Raw genomic sequence first — 15,302 nt, forward strand, 5'->3', positions numbered from 1 at the left:
CGGATCCCGCGACCTCGCGGGCCTGGGGACGCGACCGGCCGATGGGGACGGCGATCGGGCGAGTCCGTGGCAATCGAGGTGTGTCGATCCCGGCGGATCCCGTTCGTGGTGGGGCGAGACCACGACGAGAGGAACCGACATGAGCGTTCACCTGCCGCCCCCGCGGACGCTGCTGACCGGCCTGGCGATGGTCGAGTCCGCGCGCTGGCACGACGGGCGCCTGTGGTTCGCGCACTGGGGCGTCGGCGAGGTCGTCGCCGTCGACCTCGACGGGCACGCCGAGGTGACGGCGCCGGGCCCGGCACGGATGGGCTGGGCGATCGACTGGCTGCCCGACGGCCGGCTCGTCACCACCGGCGACGCGATCACCCGCCACGAGCCGGGCGGCGCCACCACGACGCTGCGGGCACAGGGCGCCAACGAGATCGTCGTCGACCCGCGGGGGCACGTCTTCGTCGACGGCTTCGACGGTGCCTTCGGCGACGGCGCCGGCATGCCCGACCCGGGCTGGATCGACCTCCTCGCGCCCGACGGGGCCTCCCGCCGGGTCGCCGAGGACGTCCACTTCCCGAACGGCATGGTCGTCACCCCGGACGGCGGCACGCTCGTCGTCGCCGAGTCGACGGCCGGGCGCCTCACCGCGTTCGCGATCGCCGACGACGGCGGGCTCTCCGGGCGCCGGGTGTGGGCCGACGGCCTCGGCCCGGACGGCATCGCGATCGACCCGGCGGGCGGCATCTGGACCCAGACGGCCGACACCGCGGCCCACTCCGGCGACCCCGACGCGCCGGCCGGGGCGGTCGTCCGCGTGCTCGACGGGGGCGAGGTCACCCACCGCGTCGAGACCGAGCTGCCCTGCTTCGCCTGCGTGCTCGGTGGCCCCGACGGCCGGCACCTGTTCCTGCTGTGCAACGAGTTCGCGGGCATCGACCGCCTGACGGAGGTGCAGGCCCGGCGGTCGGCACGCGTGCTCGTCACCGAGGTGCCGCGGTGATACTGCTGGCCGTGGACCTCGAGGCCGCGCGCTCCCGCCTGCTGCCCGACGTCCTGCCCGGACCCGGCGACCCGCCCCTGCGGGTGCTGTTCTGCGGGATCAACCCGGGGCTGGTGTCGGCGGCCACCGGGCACCACTTCGCGCGGCCCGGCAACCGGTTCTGGCCCGCCCTGCACGCGTCGGGCTTCACGCCGCGCCTCCTCGCGCCCGCCGAGCAGGGCGAGCTGCGCGCGCTCGGCCTGGGCCTGACCAACGTCGCGCCCCGGGCGACCGCGCGGGCCGACGAGCTCGACGACGCCGAGCTGGTCGCCGGGGGCGAGCGCCTGCGGGGCCTCGTCGACGAGGTGCGCGCGGCCTGGCTCGCCGTGGTCGGGATCGGCGCCTACCGGGTCGCGTTCGGCGACCGCCGGGCGGCCGCGGGCCGGCAGGAGCGCACGCTCGGTCCGACGGGGCTGTGGGTGCTCCCGAACCCCAGCGGCCTCAACGCCCACCAGACGCCCGCGTCCCTGGCGGCGGCGTTCCGGGAGCTGCGGGAGAGCGCGGGATAGGTTGCGCCCGTCCGGGGCACCTGGCCGGCATGAAGGCTGCGATCTACCGCCGCACCGGTCCGGCTGCCGACGTGCTCTCCGTCGAGGACGTCGAGACCCCCGAGCCGGGGCCCGGCCAGGTGCGCGTCCGCATCACGGGCTCCGGGATCAACCCGACCGACTGGAAGACCCGGACGGGCCTCACCGGCCAGGATCCCGCGACGTTCCAGATCCCCCACCAGGACGGCGTCGGCGTCGTCGACGCGGTCGGTGAGGGGGTGGACGCCGGGCGCGTCGGGGAGCGGGTCTGGCTCTACCTCGCCGCGTTCGGCAACCCGTACGGCACGGCCGCGGAGTACTCGGTCGTGCACGCCGACCTGGCCGTCCCGCTGCCCGGCGACGCCCCCGACGACCTCGGCGCCTGCCTCGGGGTGCCGGCCGTGACCGCGGCGCACTGCCTGCTCGTGCGCGGCGAGGGACGGGAGGCGCTGCGCGGGCGCACGGTGCTCGTCGCGGGCGGCGCCGGCGCGGTCGGGCACTACGCGATCGAGCTGGCCAAGCACGCCGGCGCCCGCGTCGTCACCACCGTGAGCTCCGAGGAGAAGGCGGAGCTCGCGCGCGCGGCCGGCGCGGACCTCGTCGTCAACTACCGCGAGCCCGGCGTCGTCGAGCGGATCCAGGAGTTCACCGACCGCGCCGACCGCGTCGTCGAGGTCGCGCTCGGCGCCAACCTCGAGCTCGACCTGGCGCTGTCCGGGGCGGGCACGGTGATCGCGGTCTACGCCAACGAGCCGGACGACCCGGTGATCCCGACCCGGCGCCTCATGGTCGCCAACACCTCGATCAGCTACGTGCTGCTCTACGGCGTGCCGGCCGACGAGCTCCGCGCGGCGGTCGCGTGGACCGGGGACGCGGCGGGCGCCGGCGCGCTCTCGCCGCTGCCGGTGACGCGCTACGGGCTCGACGAGATCGTCGCGGCGCACGAGGCGGTGGAGCAGGGCGCGATCGGCAAGGTGATCCTCACGCCCTGACCGACGCGGCGAGCTCCCACGGCCGCGGCCGGCTCACCGCGCGCTCGCTCTCGGCGAAGGTGCGCCGGCGCAGGAACGACGAACGGGCGCACAGCCGGAACCACGCGCGCGCCACGCGGGTCCGCCAAACGCCGCCGGCAAGCATCTGGTCGCGCACCGCCAGCGCGTCCGCGATGGTCGCGGTGCCGTGCTCGCGCAGGTCGGCCTCGTAGGCGCCGACGGCGGCGAGGAGGTCGTCCGGACCGGTCAGGGCCAGCGTGAGCCGGCGGGCGTCGCGGAGGGCGGCGTTGCCGCCGAGCCCGCCGGTGGCGGGGACGGCGTGCACGGCGTCGCCGAGCAGGGTGACGCGACCGGGCTCCCAGTACGGCACGGGCGGCGCAACGAGGAAGACGCTCGCGCTCCGGCTCGCGGGGTCGCCGGCGGCGAGCATGCGGCGCAGGTCCGGGTGCCAGGACGCGGTCAGCTCGTCGGCGAACGCGGCGAGGGCGTCGGTGTCGTGGACGTCGAGGTCCGGCGGGAGGTGCTCGGGCGCAGTGACGAACGCGGTGAGCAGGTAGGGCTCGTCGACCGGCGGGGCAGGTCGGCCGGTGACCTCGGCGAGGACCGCCCCCGCCCCGGGCGACGGGCGGAAGGCGGCGGTGAACAGCGAGCCCGGGCCGGCGTCGGAGACGACGTGCATGCCGTGGGCCAGGATCGCCGGCACGTCGGCCGTGAGCGGCACCTTGCCCGCGAACCCGACCACGCCGGCGGGGACCGGCTCGGCCTCGGGGAGCAGGCGACGGCGCACCCGCGAGCCCACGCCGTCGGCGCCGACGAGGAGGTCGGCGGTGACATGGCGGCCGTCGGCGAAGCGGGCGGTCACGGCGTCGTCGCCCGTCTCGTGCGACACGTACTCGGCGCCGAGGTGCACGACGTCGTCCAACCCGGCGAGCAGCAGGCGACGCAGCGTGCGCCGGTCGACGGCGTAGTGGTTCTCCGCAGGGTCGGCGGCCGCCGGGTAGGCGATGGCCTCCTCGATCTCGACGAGCTCCTCGAGCTGCTCGGTGACGAACCCGAACGGCCCGCCGGGCGCGGACGTCGCGAGGAAGGCGTCCCAGAGGTGGTCGGGCAGGCACGCCCGCAGGGAGCGCGCCCCGGCCGGGTCGATGTGGATGCGGTAGCCCTCCCACCGGTCGGCGGGGTCGCGGTCGCGCTCGTGCACGGTCACCGGCACCCCGGCGGCGTGCAGACCCTGGGCGAGGCAGAGCCCGCCGATCCCGCCCCCGATCACCGCGACCCGCGGTCCGTCCGTCATCGCGTCGCTCCTGTCGTCTGCTCCACCAACCGGCCCAGCACGGTCGGGGCGAGGTCGGGCACCAGGCGCACGCCCTTGACCGCGGCGATCACGAGCTCCGCCCGCGCTGCGGGGTCGTCGTCACCGTCGAGCGCCGCGTGGAGCCCGACGAGCACCTCGCGCCAGCCCGCCTCCTGCCGGTCGACCACCGCGCGCACCGACGGGTCGCGGCGCGCCCGCAGGTCGAGCTCGGCGGTGACGGTGAAGAGCTCGGGGCGCGTGGCGATGAGGCCCGCGAGCGCGTCGAGGTGGGCCGCGAGGGCCTCGTGCGGGGGCAGGTGCCGCGGCGGCGCGGTCGTCGCGAGCAGGGCCGCGGCGTGCTGCGCGACCGCCTCGACCAGCTCGGCCTTCGTCGCGACGTGGTAGTGCAGCGTCGACTGGTCGATCCCGACCGCGTCCGCGACCCGTCGCAGGCGCAGGCCCTCGAGGCCCACCTCGGCGACCAGTCCGAACGCCGCCGCCACGAGCTGCTCGCGTCGCGTCGACTTTCCATCAACCACTTGATGGAGATTAGGACACGGTTCCCATCATCGTCTACCTGTGACCTTCCGTCACAGCTACTCACGGGTTAAGTTCCTGCGGTGCCACCACCACGCCACTACGACGTGCTCGTCGTCGGATCCGGGTTCGGGGGCAGCGTCACGGCGCTGCGGCTCGCCGAGAAGGGCTACCGGGTCGGGGTCCTCGAGGCCGGCCGACGGTTCACGCCCGAGACGCTGCCGGCGACGTCGTGGGACGTGCGGAACTTCCTGTGGGCGCCGCGGCTGGGGTGCTACGGGATCCAGCGCATCCGCGTGCTGCGCGACGTCGTGGTGCTCGCGGGCGCGGGCGTCGGCGGCGGGTCGCTGAACTACGCGAACACGCTCTACCGCCCGAAGAACGAGGCGTTCTACCGCGACCCGCAGTGGGCGTCGCTCACCGACTGGCGCGCCGAGCTCGACCCGTTCTACGACCAGGCGACGCGGATGCTCGGCGTCGTCACCCAGCCGTCGGTGACGCCGTCGGACGTGGTGATGCGCCAGGTCGCCGAGGAGCGCGGGCGCGGGGACACGGTGGCGCCGACCCAGGTCGGCGTGTACTTCGGTGACGGTCCGGGCGTGACGTCCCCCGACCCGTTCTTCGGGGGCGCGGGGCCGGCACGCACCGGGTGCGTGGAGTGCGGCGAGTGCATGACCGGCTGCCGCCACGGCGCCAAGAACACCCTCGAGACCAACTACCTCGCGCTGGCCGAGCGCGCCGGAGCCGTCGTGCACCCGGAGACGACGGTGCGCACGGTCCGGCCCTCCGCGTCCGGCTACACGGTCGAGACGCGGGCGCTGCGGGGGCGGGGGCGTGCCACGTTCACGGCCGATCAGGTCGTGCTCGCCGCCGGCACCTGGGGCACGCAGTCGCTGCTGCACCGCCTGCGCGACACCGGGGTGCTGCCGCGGGTGTCGCGGCGCCTCGGCGAGCTGACGCGGACCAACTCCGAGGCGCTGGTCGGCGCGATGGCCCGCCGCGCGCCCGAGCCCGGCGGCCCCCGCGACTTCACCCGCGGCGTCGCGATCACCTCGTCCTGGCACCCGGACGACGACACGCACATCGAGCCCTGCCGCTACGGGCGCGGGTCGAACGCGATGGGCCTGCTGACGACGCTCATGACCGACGGCGGCGGGCGGGTGCCGCGGCTGCTCAAGCTGCTGGGCGGGATGGTGCGCCACCCGCGCACGTTCGCGCGCTCGCTGGACAAGCGACACTGGTCGGAGCGCACGGTGATCGCGCTGGTGATGCAGTCGCTGGACAACTCGATCACGGTGCGCCGGCGGTTCGGCCGCCTCGTCTCGCGCCAGGGTCACGGCACCCCGAACCCGACGTGGATCCCGGCGGCGAACGACACCACCCGGCGCCTCGCCGAGATCATCGACGGCGATCCCGGCGGCACCTGGGGCGAGGCGGTGAACATGCCGATGACCGCGCACTTCATCGGCGGCTGCCCGATCGGCGCCGATGCGGAGCACGGCGTGATCGACGGCTACCAGCGCCTCTACGGGCACCCGGGCCTGCACGTGGTCGACGGCTCCGCGCTGTCCGCGAACCTCGGCGTCAACCCGTCGCTGACGATCACCGCGCAGGCGGAGCGGGCGATGGCGTTCTGGCCGAACAAGGGCGAGGCGGACCCGCGCCCGCCGCTCGGGTCGGCGTACCGGCGCGTGGACCCGGTCGCCCCGCATACGCCGGTCGTCCCCGCCGACGCCCCGGGCGCACTGCGCCTGGTCCCCCTCGGCACCCCGACCGTTCCGCCTCGCACCCCCGTGTGAGCGATGCGGCGTCGCTGGTGTGTGACGCCAGGATCGCCACATCCTCGCTGCGCGACACGCCGGGGACGGGCGCGGCGAGGTGTTCCAGCGTGGCGGCCACGGGCGGCACGCGGCGCAGCGGAGCTGCCGCGCCGGAGGCGAAATACTGACGTCAGATGTCAGGAAAGCCACCAGCTCGCCTCCCGTGGAGATCAGCAGAGCGCTGTCCACCCGGTGCAGCGACCTGAGGTGGATGACGTAGCCCGTGATCTCCGAGCCGACGCCGGGCCCGGATCGAGCGGGCGGAAATACTGACGTTCAACGTCAGCGTGGCCCCCACGCTGACATCACCCCGTGCGTCGGCCGGGTCCGCGGGCCGCGAGGATCGCCACGTGCCCGCCGACGCCCTGCTGTTCTCCAACTCCCGCCCGCCCGGGGCGGCGGTGCCGTTCGCGCACGCCGCGGAGCCGCTGCGCCGCCACGTCGGCGAGCGGACACTGTGGTTCGCGCCCTGGGCCGGCGGGGACCTCGACGCGTACACCGGCTTCGTCGCCGAGGCGCTCGAGAACGTCCTCGGCCCCCTCGACGTCCGCGGGCTGCACCGCGAGCCCGACCCCGCCGCGACGATCCGCGACGCCGACCCCGACCGCGAGACCGTGTTCGTCGGCGGCGGCAACACGTTCCGCCTGCGCCGGCGCACCGGCGACAACGGGGTCCTCGACGCCCTGAAGGCCCGGGAGGACCTGCGCTACGCGGGCGCCAGTGCCGGGTCCAACCTCGCCTGCCCGACGATCATGACGACCAACGACATGCCGATCGTCGACCCCGGCGGCTACGACGCCGTCGGCCGCATCCCCGTGCAGATCAACCCGCACTACCTCGACCCCGACCCGCACTCCACGCACCGCGGCGAGACCCGCCAGCAGCGGATCGAGGAGTTCCACGAGGAGAACGCCGTCGCCGTCGTGGGGCTCCGCGAGGGCGCGTGGCTGCTCCACAGCGACGACACCCTCACCCTCGACGGCTACACCGCGCGCCTGTTCCGCCGCGGCCACGAGCCCGTCGAGCTCCCGGCGGGTACCGACCTGACGTGGCTGCTCGCGACACCTACCTCCTGACCGACGTCCGCACCCGCCACCACGAGGGGCTCGTGGACGTCGCGGTCGCCGACGGCCGGATCACCGCCGTCGGACCCCACCTCGAGCGCACCGGGAGGACGGTCCGCGGCGGCGCGGGCAGGCTCGTCCTCCCCGGCCTCGTCGAACCCCACCTGCACCTCGACAAGGCGATGCTCGACCCCGGCCCCGACCCGGACGCGGGCCTCGACGCCGCCGTGCGGCGCACCGCCGAGCGCAAGGAACGGTTCACCCCCGACGACGTCCGCGCCCGCGCCACGGACGTCCTGACCCGGGCCCACGCCGCCGGCACGACACGCATCCGCACCCCCGTCGACGTCGATCCCACGGTCGGCCTGACCAGCCTCGACGTCCTGCTCGAGCTCCGGGACGAGTGGCGCGACCGCATCGACCTCCAGGTCGTCCCCTTCCCGCAGGAGGGGATGATCGGGAACACCCGCGACCTCCTCGTCGAGGCCCTGCGCCACGGCGCCGACGTGCTCGGCGCGTGCAGCTACGCCGAGGACGACGTCGACGCCTGCCGCGAGCACGTCCGCGACGTCCTCGACCTCGCCCAGCACCACGGCGTGCCCGTCGACGTCCATGCCGACTTCGCCGCCGGCGCCGACGACCCGCGCCACGACCTCGCCCGGGACATCGCCGCCATGACACGCGCGAACGGCATGGCGGGACGCGTCGTCCTCGGCCACGTCACGACCCTCGCCGGCCTCGACCCCGACCGGCGCCGGCGCACCGCCGACGCCCTCGCCGCCGCCGGGGTCGGCGTCGTCGTCCTCCCGCCCACCGACCTCTATCTCGTCGGCGCCTCCGCCCCGGTGCGTGAGCTGCGCGACGCCGGCGTTCGCGTCGCGTACTCGTCGAACAACGTCCGCAACGCCTTCACCCCGTTCGGCACCGTGGACCTGTTCGACGCCGCCCTGCTGCTCGGCCACATGCAGGGCGTCGACCTCGACACCCTGCTGGACATGGGCACACGCGAGGCGGCCGCGCTGCTCGGCGACGAGCACCACGACGTCGTCCCCGGCGCCCGGGCGGACCTGGTCCTGCTCGACGCCGACGACGCCCGCACCGGCCTCCTCGACCGCGCGCCGCGCACCCCGATAGGCGAACACCCCGGCACCGGCGCAAACTGACCCGCGATGACCGCCACGCACCCTTCCTCCCGCGAATCCCTCCTCGCCGAGGACCTCCGCACGGCCGTGCGCGGGCGGGTCCGGTTCGACACCGCGAGCAAGGCGATGTGGTCGGCGGACGCGTCCAACTACCGCCACGTGCCGATCGGGGTCGTCCAGCCCGTCGACATCGACGACGTCGAGGCGGTCGTCGACGTGACGCGGCGCCACGGCGTTCCGCTGCTGCCGCGCGGGGCGAGCACGAGCATCGGCGGGCAGGCGGTGAACGAGGCCGTCGTGGTCGACTTCTCCCGGCACCTCACCCGCGTGCTGGAGATCGACCCGGACGCGCGCACCGCCCGCGTCCAGCCCGGCGTCGTGCTCGACGACCTGCGCGAAGCGGCCAGGCCCTACGGGCTGACGTTCGGCCCCGACCCGTCGACGCACAACCGCTGCACGCTCGGCGGGATGATCGCCAACAACGCCTGCGGGTCGCACTCGGTGGCGTGGGGCAAGACCGTCGACAACGTCCGCGCGCTCGAGGTCGTGCTGGCCGACGGCACGCGGATGGGCGTCGGGCGCACGCCGGACCTCGACGCAGCGAAGCGGCGGCCCGGCCGCGAGGGCGCCGTCTACCGCGAGCTCGACGCGCTGCGCCAGAAGTACGAGGGCACCGTCCGCGACGAGCTCCTCGCCGAGGGCATGACCCGGCGGGTCAGCGGCTACAACCTCGACCAGCTCCTGCCCGAGCAGGCGTTCGACCTGGCCCGCGCCCTGGTCGGCACCGAGGGCACCTGCGCGACGATCCTCGAGGCGACCGTCGAGCTGGTCGAGTCGCCGCCCGCGCGGGCGCTGTGCGTGCTCGGGTTCCCCGACGCCTACACCGCCGCCGACCACGTCATGCCGATCCGCGAGCACCACCCGCTGACCATCGAGGGCATGGACGTCGGCGTCATCGGGGCCCTGCGCGCGAGCCGGCCCGACGACCGCACCCACGAGGCGCTGCCCGAGGGCAAGGGCTGGCTCTACGTCGAGACCGGCGGCGCCGACCGCGGCGAGGCCGAGGCGAAGGCGCACGCGATCGGCAAGGAGATGGCGGCCTACGGCGCCAGCGTCAAGGTCGTCTCGGAGCCCGCGGCGCAGCGCGCACTGTGGAAGATCCGCGAGGACGGGTCCGGGATCGTCACCCGTTCCCCCGACGGCGGCGAGGCCTGGCCCGGCTGGGAGGACGCCGCGGTGCCGCCCGCGCAGATGGGCGCCTATCTGCGCGAGTTCGACGCGCTGCTGCGCCGCCACGGCCGCCAGGGCGCCTACTACGGGCACTTCGGTGACGGCTGCCTGCACGTGCGCATCGACTTCGACCTGCTCACCCGGCCCGGCCTGGCGAACTTCCGCGCCTTCCTCACCGACGCCGCCGACCTCGTCGCGGCGCACGGCGGCTCGGTCTCCGGCGAGCACGGCGACGGGCAGGCGCGCGCCGAGCTGCTCGCCCGCACCTACTCCCCGCAGCTGCTCGAGGCGTTCGGCGCGTTCAAGGCCGTCTGGGACCCCGAGGGCCGGATGAACCCGCGCCGCGTGGTCGACCCGGCCCCCATGGACGAGGACCTCAAGGTCTTCGTCGGCGTCCCCACGATCGGCCCCACGACCGAGCTCGCCTACACCGACGACCGCGGCAGCTTCACCCGCGCGAGCCGGCGCTGCATCGGCGTCGCCAAGTGCATCTCGGACTCGGGCGGCTACATGTGCCCGAGCTACCGCGTCACCGGCGAGGAGACGCACTCCACCCGCGGCCGCGCGCGCATGCTCTTCGAGATGGCGTCCGGGCAGCTCGTCCCCGACGGCTGGCGCTCCACCGAGGTCCGCGACGCCCTGGACCTGTGCCTGAGCTGCAAGGCCTGCCAGCGCGACTGCCCGGTCGGCGTGGACATGGCCACCTACAAGGCGGAGTTCCTCTCTCAGCACTACGCGGGCCGCGCCCGGCAGCGCCCGCGCAGCCATTGGTCGATGGGCCACCTGCCGCGCTGGCTGCGCCTCGCCGACGCCGTCCCCGGCCTGCCGCGGCTCGCCAACGCCCTGGCCCGCCGGCCCGCGCTCGCGGCGATCGCCAAGCGCCTCGGCGGCATCGCCCCGCAGCGCGACATCCCGGCGCTCGCGCCGAAGCCGCTGCGCCGCCTCGTCACCCCGCACCCGCCGCGTCCCGACGGCGCCGAGCCGCGCCTGCTGCTGTGGCCCGACACGTTCACCGCGGCGTTCGACCCCGAGCTCGCCCTCGACGCGATCGCCGTGCTGGAGCACCTCGGCTACCGGGTCGAGCTGCCGACCGGCCAGGTGTGCTGCGGGCTGACCTGGCACACCACCGGCCAGCTCGACACGGCGCGCGCGGTCGCCCGGCGCAGCCTCGACGTCGTCAAGCCGTGGCTCGACGACGGCGTCCCCGTGGTGGGCCTGGAGCCCTCGTGCACGGCGGCGCTGCGCCAGGACGTCGTCGAGCTGCTCGGCCCGGACGACGAGGACGCGGTGCGGCTGGAGAAGTCGACGCGGACGCTCGCCGAGATCCTGGCGTCCCACGTCGACGAGATCCGGGCGCAGGTCACGACCACCACGAAGGCCGTCGCGCAGATCCACTGCCACCAGTACGCGGCCATGGGCTTCGACGCCGACCGCGCGGTGCTCGACGCCCTCGGGGTCGACGTGCGGGTGCTCGACGAGGGCTGCTGCGGGCTCGCCGGCAACTTCGGGTTCGAGGAAGGGCACTACGAGGTCTCGACGGCGTGCGCCGAGCGGGGCCTCATGCCCGCGGTGCGCGCCGCCGACCCGGACACCGCGGTGCTCGCCGACGGCTTCTCCTGCCGCACCCAGATCCGCCAGCTCGAGAACGCGGGCCACGAGCCGGTGCACCTCGCCCACGTCGCGGCGACGGCCCTCGGCCTGCGCGCGGGGAGACGCGAAGCGGCGCGCGCGGCACCGTGACCCGCCCCGGCGTCCTGCGCTGGATCGCCTACGCGTTCGGCGCGCGCCTGCCGGTCCGGTACGCGCCGTGGGTGCTGCACGACCTCACGTGCCGGACCTGGTTCCTGCGCCACCTCGCCCGCTCGGCGGTCCAGGCGACGCCGGCGGCGTTCCTCGCGCTGCTGCCCGGGCCGGTCTGGCTGAAGCTCGCCCTGCCGCTGTTCGTGCTGGTCTCGACGCTGTTCATGGCGACGCTGTTCTCGCCGATGGTGCGCGAGAAGCGGCTCTACCAGCACGGTTACCTGCCCGAGGTCGTGCTCCGCGACGACGACTAGCAAGCACGTCGTGAGCACTTTCCGGGCCTATGGGCCCGGAAAGTGCTCACATGGGGACGGTCGGGGCGTCGGCCAGCGGGACGCCGGCGGACAGCGTCTCCAGCACGCTCGCGAAGGTGTCGATGTAGCCGCGGGCCGGGTCGCGGTGCACGAGCACCTGCGCCGCGAGGCGCGCGCCGCTCACGACGCCGGCGACCACGACGACCTCCTCGTCGTCCGCCGGGCGCCCGACCGCCTGCGCGATCATGGCCGCGACGTGCTCGACGCCGAAGGTGTTGCGCTCGCGCAGGACCGCGCCGATCTCGGGGATCGTCCGCGCGAGGTCCATGCGGACCTCCTCGAGCGCGCGCTTCTCGTCGTCGAGGGACGCGAACCCCGCCCGCATGCTCCGGCTGACGGCCTCGAGCAGCGGTGTGCCCGCCGGGATCGCCCGGAAGGCCTCCTCGAAGACCGGGTCGACATCGTCGAGCAGGACGACGTCCTCCTTGGTCGGGAAGTAGCGGAAGAACGTGCTGCGCGAGACCTCCGCCGCCGCCGCGATGTCGTCGGCCGTGGTCGCGGCGAACCCCCGGTCGCGGAACAGCCGCAGGGCGTGGCGCTGCAGCTCGGCGCGCGTGCGGGCCTTCTTGCGCTCGCGGAGGCCGGCGTCTCGGGTCCCCGGATCGGTCACGGGGGACATCGTGGCACGGCGCTTCATCTGGTACTGAGTCCTACTTGAGACTCAGTCTCACTTCGGCGTAGCGTGCCGGTCATGGACACCGAGGTGGTCGTGGCCGGGGCAGGACCGACCGGGCTCGTCGCAGCCCTCGAGCTCGCGCGCCGCGGGATCGGCGTGCGGCTGCTCGACGCCGCGCCCGCCCCGTTCGCGGGGTCGCGGGGCAAGGGCCTGCAGCCCCGCTCGCTGGAGCTGCTCGACGTCGTCGGCGGCGTGACCGACCGGCTCGTCGCGCTCGGGCGCACCCACCTGCCCGTGCGCCGGTACGGGCCCGACGGCGTGGTCGACGAGCCCGCCCAGGGCCGGGCGCCGACGCCGGACACGCCCTGGCCGTCGACCCTGCTCCTCCCGCAGTGGCGCGTCGAGCAGGTGCTGCGCGAGCGGCTCGCGGTGTGCGGGGTCGCGCCGGAGCAGGGCGTGCGGGTGGAGGACGTCGCCACGGCGGACGACGGCGTCACCGTCGCGACGTCGGAGGGCACCCTGCGCGCCCGCTACCTCGTCGGCGCCGACGGCGGCGGCAGCACCGTGCGCCGCACGCTCGGGGTGCCGTTCCTCGGCGAGACGCGCGAGGAGATGCGGATGGTCGTGGCCGACGTGGAGCTCGAGGGCCTCGATCGCGAGCACTGGCACCAGTGGGGCTCGCCGAGCGGCGCGCCGTACTCCTGGGTCGCGCTCTGCCCGCTGCCCGCCACGTCGACCTGGCAGCTGCAGGCCGGCCCGCTCGACGACCGCGAGCCCGACGACCCGGTGATCGCCGGGATCGTCGCCGCGCGCGGTCCCCGGGTGCGCCTGCGGTCGGTGGCGTGGCGCTCGGTGTGGCGGCTCAACGTGCGGATGGTCGCCGACTACCGCGTCGGCCCGGTGTTCCTCGCCGGCGACGCCGCGCACGTCCACTCGCCCGCCGGCGCGCAGGGGATGAACACCGGCATCGGCGACGCGATGAACCTCGGCTGGAAGCTCGCCGCCGTCCTGCGCGGCGCCGATGCGGGCCTGCTCGACACCTACACCGCCGAGCGGCTGCCGATCGCCGCCGGCGTGCTCGGCATCTCCGCGGAGCTCTCGGGCGGGGCGATGTGGGCGCGCACGGCCGCGCAGGTGCGCACCACCTCCCAGCTCGACCTCTCCTACCGCGACGGGCCGCTCGGCGCCTCCGACGACGGTCCCGGGCCGCGGCCCGGCGACCGCGCGCCCGACGCCCCGGTCGGCGACAGCACCCTGTTCCTGCGCCGCCGCGAGGCCGACTGGACGGTGCTGGCGGCCTCCGCCGCCGACGTCGAGGGCGCCACGGTGGTCCTCGCCGGGGACGAGGCGATCGCGACCTACGCGCTGGCGCCCGGCGAGGTGGTCGCGGTCCGGCCCGACGGCTACGTGGGACGCCGCGGCACCGCGGACGAGGTGCGCGCGTGGCTGGCGCCGCTCACAGCCCAGCGGGGCACTGTTCGGGCGGCGTGACCCGCGGGTCGAGCAGGTAGGCGGTGTACGCGTCGGCGGCGCAGCGGCTCGGCGCGTCGAGGGTCGTGTGGCCGATCGCGTCGACGACGAGCACGTGCGCCGCCGAGAGCTGCGACGCCGTCGCGCGGGCGTCGGCGAGCGGGGTCGTCGGGTCCCAGCGCGAGTTGACCATCAGGGCGGGCGCGGCCAGGGGCGCGTTCCACGGGCCCAGGTAGCGGTCGGGGTCGATCGCGGGCCAGTCGACGCACATCGCGTGGTTGAGCGCGGTGGACGCCCCGACGATCGGGTGCGCGGCCTGCTCGGACACCACCGCCGCGTCCATGTCGGCGGCCGGGGGCGTGACGCTGTCGGTGCACTGGATCGCGAGGTAGGACGGCGAGTGCTCCGGCGCCCACGGGGTCGCGGGCAGCGGGATGCGCCCCTCCGAGGGCGGAGCAGGCAGCGCGGCCAACGAGCGCATCAGTCCGAGCAGGCGTCCTTCGGTCTGCAGGGCCCGGTCGATGCGCGCGACGAGCTCCGCCGACGTCCCGGAGGTCGCGGCCGCGGCGACGACGTCGGTGGCGCGCGCTCGCGCGTCGGGGCCGAGCGGGCACGCCGGGCCGGCCGCGCACCGGTCGAGCGCCACCCCGAACGCCTCCTCCCAGGCCTCGCTGACCGCCGCCCGCACGTCCACGGGGACCCGCTCGGTGCCGGGCGCGCCGGCCGCGTTGGCGACAAGGTCGAGGCTGCCGTCGAGCACCATCGCGCGGGTGTGGGAGGGGAACAGGTTCGCGTAGGTCGCCGCGGAGTAGGTGCCGTAGGAGTAGCCGTAGAGGCTCACGGTCTCCTCGCCGAGCGCCTGGCGCACGAGGTCGACGTCGCGGGCGGCGTTCGCGGTCGACAGGTGGCCGAGGCGCTCCCCGGTGCCGGCGAGGCACGCCCGCCCCGGCTCCGCGGCCGATGCCCAGAACTCCGGGGTGCGCGCCGGCCCGACGGGCGCGGGCACCCGGTCGCCGCCGAAGGGCCCGCAGGCCACGGGCGACGAGGCCCCGGTGCCGCGCGGGTCGATCGTCACCAGGTCGAAGCGGGAGCGCAGCGCGTCGAACCGCCCCGCGAGGCGGCGCAGGCTCGACGTCCCCGGGGTGCCCGGCCCGCCGTAGTTGACGACCAGCGTGCCGATCCGCGCGGCGGGGTCGGTTGCGGGCATGCGCAGCGCCGCGAGCGTGATCGTCGGACCGGTCGGGCGGCGGTAGTCGAGCGGGACGGCGACATCGGCGCACTGCCCGCCGCCGCACGGCCGCCAGTCGAGGGCGGGGACCGGCGCGCCGTTGGTGCCCATCGCGGGCGCACCGGGCGCCGGGGGCGAGCCCGCGGCCGGGGACGACCCGCCGCCGGCACACCCCGCCACGACCGCCAGCACGAGGACGGCGAGCACCGCGCGGGATCTCACGCGCCCATCATGG

At 75.6% G+C, this 15,302-nt stretch carries 13 protein-coding genes; 9 read left to right on the forward strand and 4 right to left on the reverse strand.

Features of this window, described 5'->3' with window-relative positions; genetic code table 11:
- The first annotated feature begins 139 nt into the window (after positions 1-139).
- Genes WCD58_RS24760 through WCD58_RS24770 form a run of 3 tightly spaced genes read left to right on the forward strand, consistent with a single transcriptional unit; the run spans position 140 to position 2,552 of the window.
- The gene (locus WCD58_RS24760) at positions 140-994 is read left to right on the forward strand and encodes an SMP-30/gluconolactonase/LRE family protein (protein WP_337705762.1); all 855 of its coding nucleotides are present in this window, start codon (positions 140-142) and stop codon (positions 992-994) included.
- The gene (mug, locus tag WCD58_RS24765; protein WP_337705763.1) at positions 991-1,542 is read left to right on the forward strand and encodes a G/U mismatch-specific DNA glycosylase; all 552 of its coding nucleotides are present in this window, start codon (positions 991-993) and stop codon (positions 1,540-1,542) included. The genes WCD58_RS24760 and mug overlap by 4 nt, the downstream gene beginning before the upstream one ends.
- A gap of 29 nt (positions 1,543-1,571) precedes the next feature.
- Positions 1,572-2,552: an NADPH:quinone reductase gene (locus tag WCD58_RS24770; RefSeq protein WP_337705764.1), complete on the forward strand. Its 981-nt coding sequence runs from the start codon at positions 1,572-1,574 to the stop codon at positions 2,550-2,552.
- On the opposite strand, the gene WCD58_RS24775 is transcribed toward WCD58_RS24770, so the two are convergent.
- Positions 2,542-3,846 (reverse strand): FAD-dependent oxidoreductase, encoded by a 1,305-nt coding sequence (locus WCD58_RS24775; protein ID WP_337705765.1) that lies wholly within the window; start codon positions 3,844-3,846, stop codon positions 2,542-2,544. The genes WCD58_RS24770 and WCD58_RS24775 overlap by 11 nt on opposite strands.
- Positions 3,843-4,385: a TetR/AcrR family transcriptional regulator gene (locus WCD58_RS24780; protein ID WP_337705766.1), complete on the reverse strand. Its 543-nt coding sequence runs from the start codon at positions 4,383-4,385 to the stop codon at positions 3,843-3,845. Before WCD58_RS24780 ends, WCD58_RS24775 begins: the two co-directional genes overlap by 4 nt.
- Positions 4,386-4,466: 81 nt before the next feature.
- On the opposite strand from WCD58_RS24780, the gene WCD58_RS24785 reads away from it, so the two are divergent.
- The 5 genes from WCD58_RS24785 (at position 4,467) to WCD58_RS24805 (ending at position 11,693) form a co-directional block, all read left to right on the forward strand.
- Positions 4,467-6,182, forward strand: coding sequence for a GMC oxidoreductase (locus WCD58_RS24785; protein WP_337705767.1), 1,716 nt, complete (start codon positions 4,467-4,469; stop codon positions 6,180-6,182).
- Positions 6,183-6,553: 371 nt separating this feature from the next.
- Entirely contained in the window at positions 6,554-7,279 is a 726-nt protein-coding gene (gene pepE, locus WCD58_RS24790) for a dipeptidase PepE (protein ID WP_337705768.1), read from the forward strand.
- Positions 7,252-8,430 (forward strand): amidohydrolase family protein, encoded by a 1,179-nt coding sequence (locus WCD58_RS24795; RefSeq protein WP_337705769.1) that lies wholly within the window; start codon positions 7,252-7,254, stop codon positions 8,428-8,430. Before pepE ends, WCD58_RS24795 begins: the two co-directional genes overlap by 28 nt.
- Positions 8,431-8,436: 6 nt before the next feature.
- The gene (locus tag WCD58_RS24800; RefSeq protein ID WP_337705770.1) at positions 8,437-11,379 is read left to right on the forward strand and encodes an FAD-binding and (Fe-S)-binding domain-containing protein; all 2,943 of its coding nucleotides are present in this window, start codon (positions 8,437-8,439) and stop codon (positions 11,377-11,379) included.
- Entirely contained in the window at positions 11,376-11,693 is a 318-nt protein-coding gene (locus WCD58_RS24805) for a DUF5313 family protein (protein ID WP_337705771.1), read from the forward strand. Before WCD58_RS24800 ends, WCD58_RS24805 begins: the two co-directional genes overlap by 4 nt.
- A gap of 46 nt (positions 11,694-11,739) precedes the next feature.
- On the opposite strand, the gene WCD58_RS24810 is transcribed toward WCD58_RS24805, so the two are convergent.
- A complete protein-coding gene (locus WCD58_RS24810; RefSeq protein ID WP_337705773.1) occupies positions 11,740-12,363 on the reverse strand; it encodes a TetR family transcriptional regulator in 624 nt (207 codons plus the stop codon).
- 81 nt (positions 12,364-12,444) lie between these two features.
- On the opposite strand from WCD58_RS24810, the gene WCD58_RS24815 reads away from it, so the two are divergent.
- On the forward strand, positions 12,445-13,860 hold the full coding sequence (locus WCD58_RS24815) for an FAD-dependent monooxygenase (protein WP_337705774.1): 1,416 nt from the start codon (positions 12,445-12,447) through the stop codon (positions 13,858-13,860).
- Here WCD58_RS24815 and WCD58_RS24820 read toward each other — a convergent pair.
- Positions 13,826-15,289 (reverse strand): alpha/beta hydrolase, encoded by a 1,464-nt coding sequence (locus tag WCD58_RS24820; protein ID WP_337705775.1) that lies wholly within the window; start codon positions 15,287-15,289, stop codon positions 13,826-13,828. The genes WCD58_RS24815 and WCD58_RS24820 overlap by 35 nt on opposite strands.
- Positions 15,290-15,302 lie beyond the last annotated feature (13 nt).

Origin of the sequence: Actinomycetospora flava (assembly GCF_037400335.1) — a bacterium.
In the GTDB taxonomy this organism is placed as follows: domain Bacteria; phylum Actinomycetota; class Actinomycetes; order Mycobacteriales; family Pseudonocardiaceae; genus Actinomycetospora; species Actinomycetospora flava.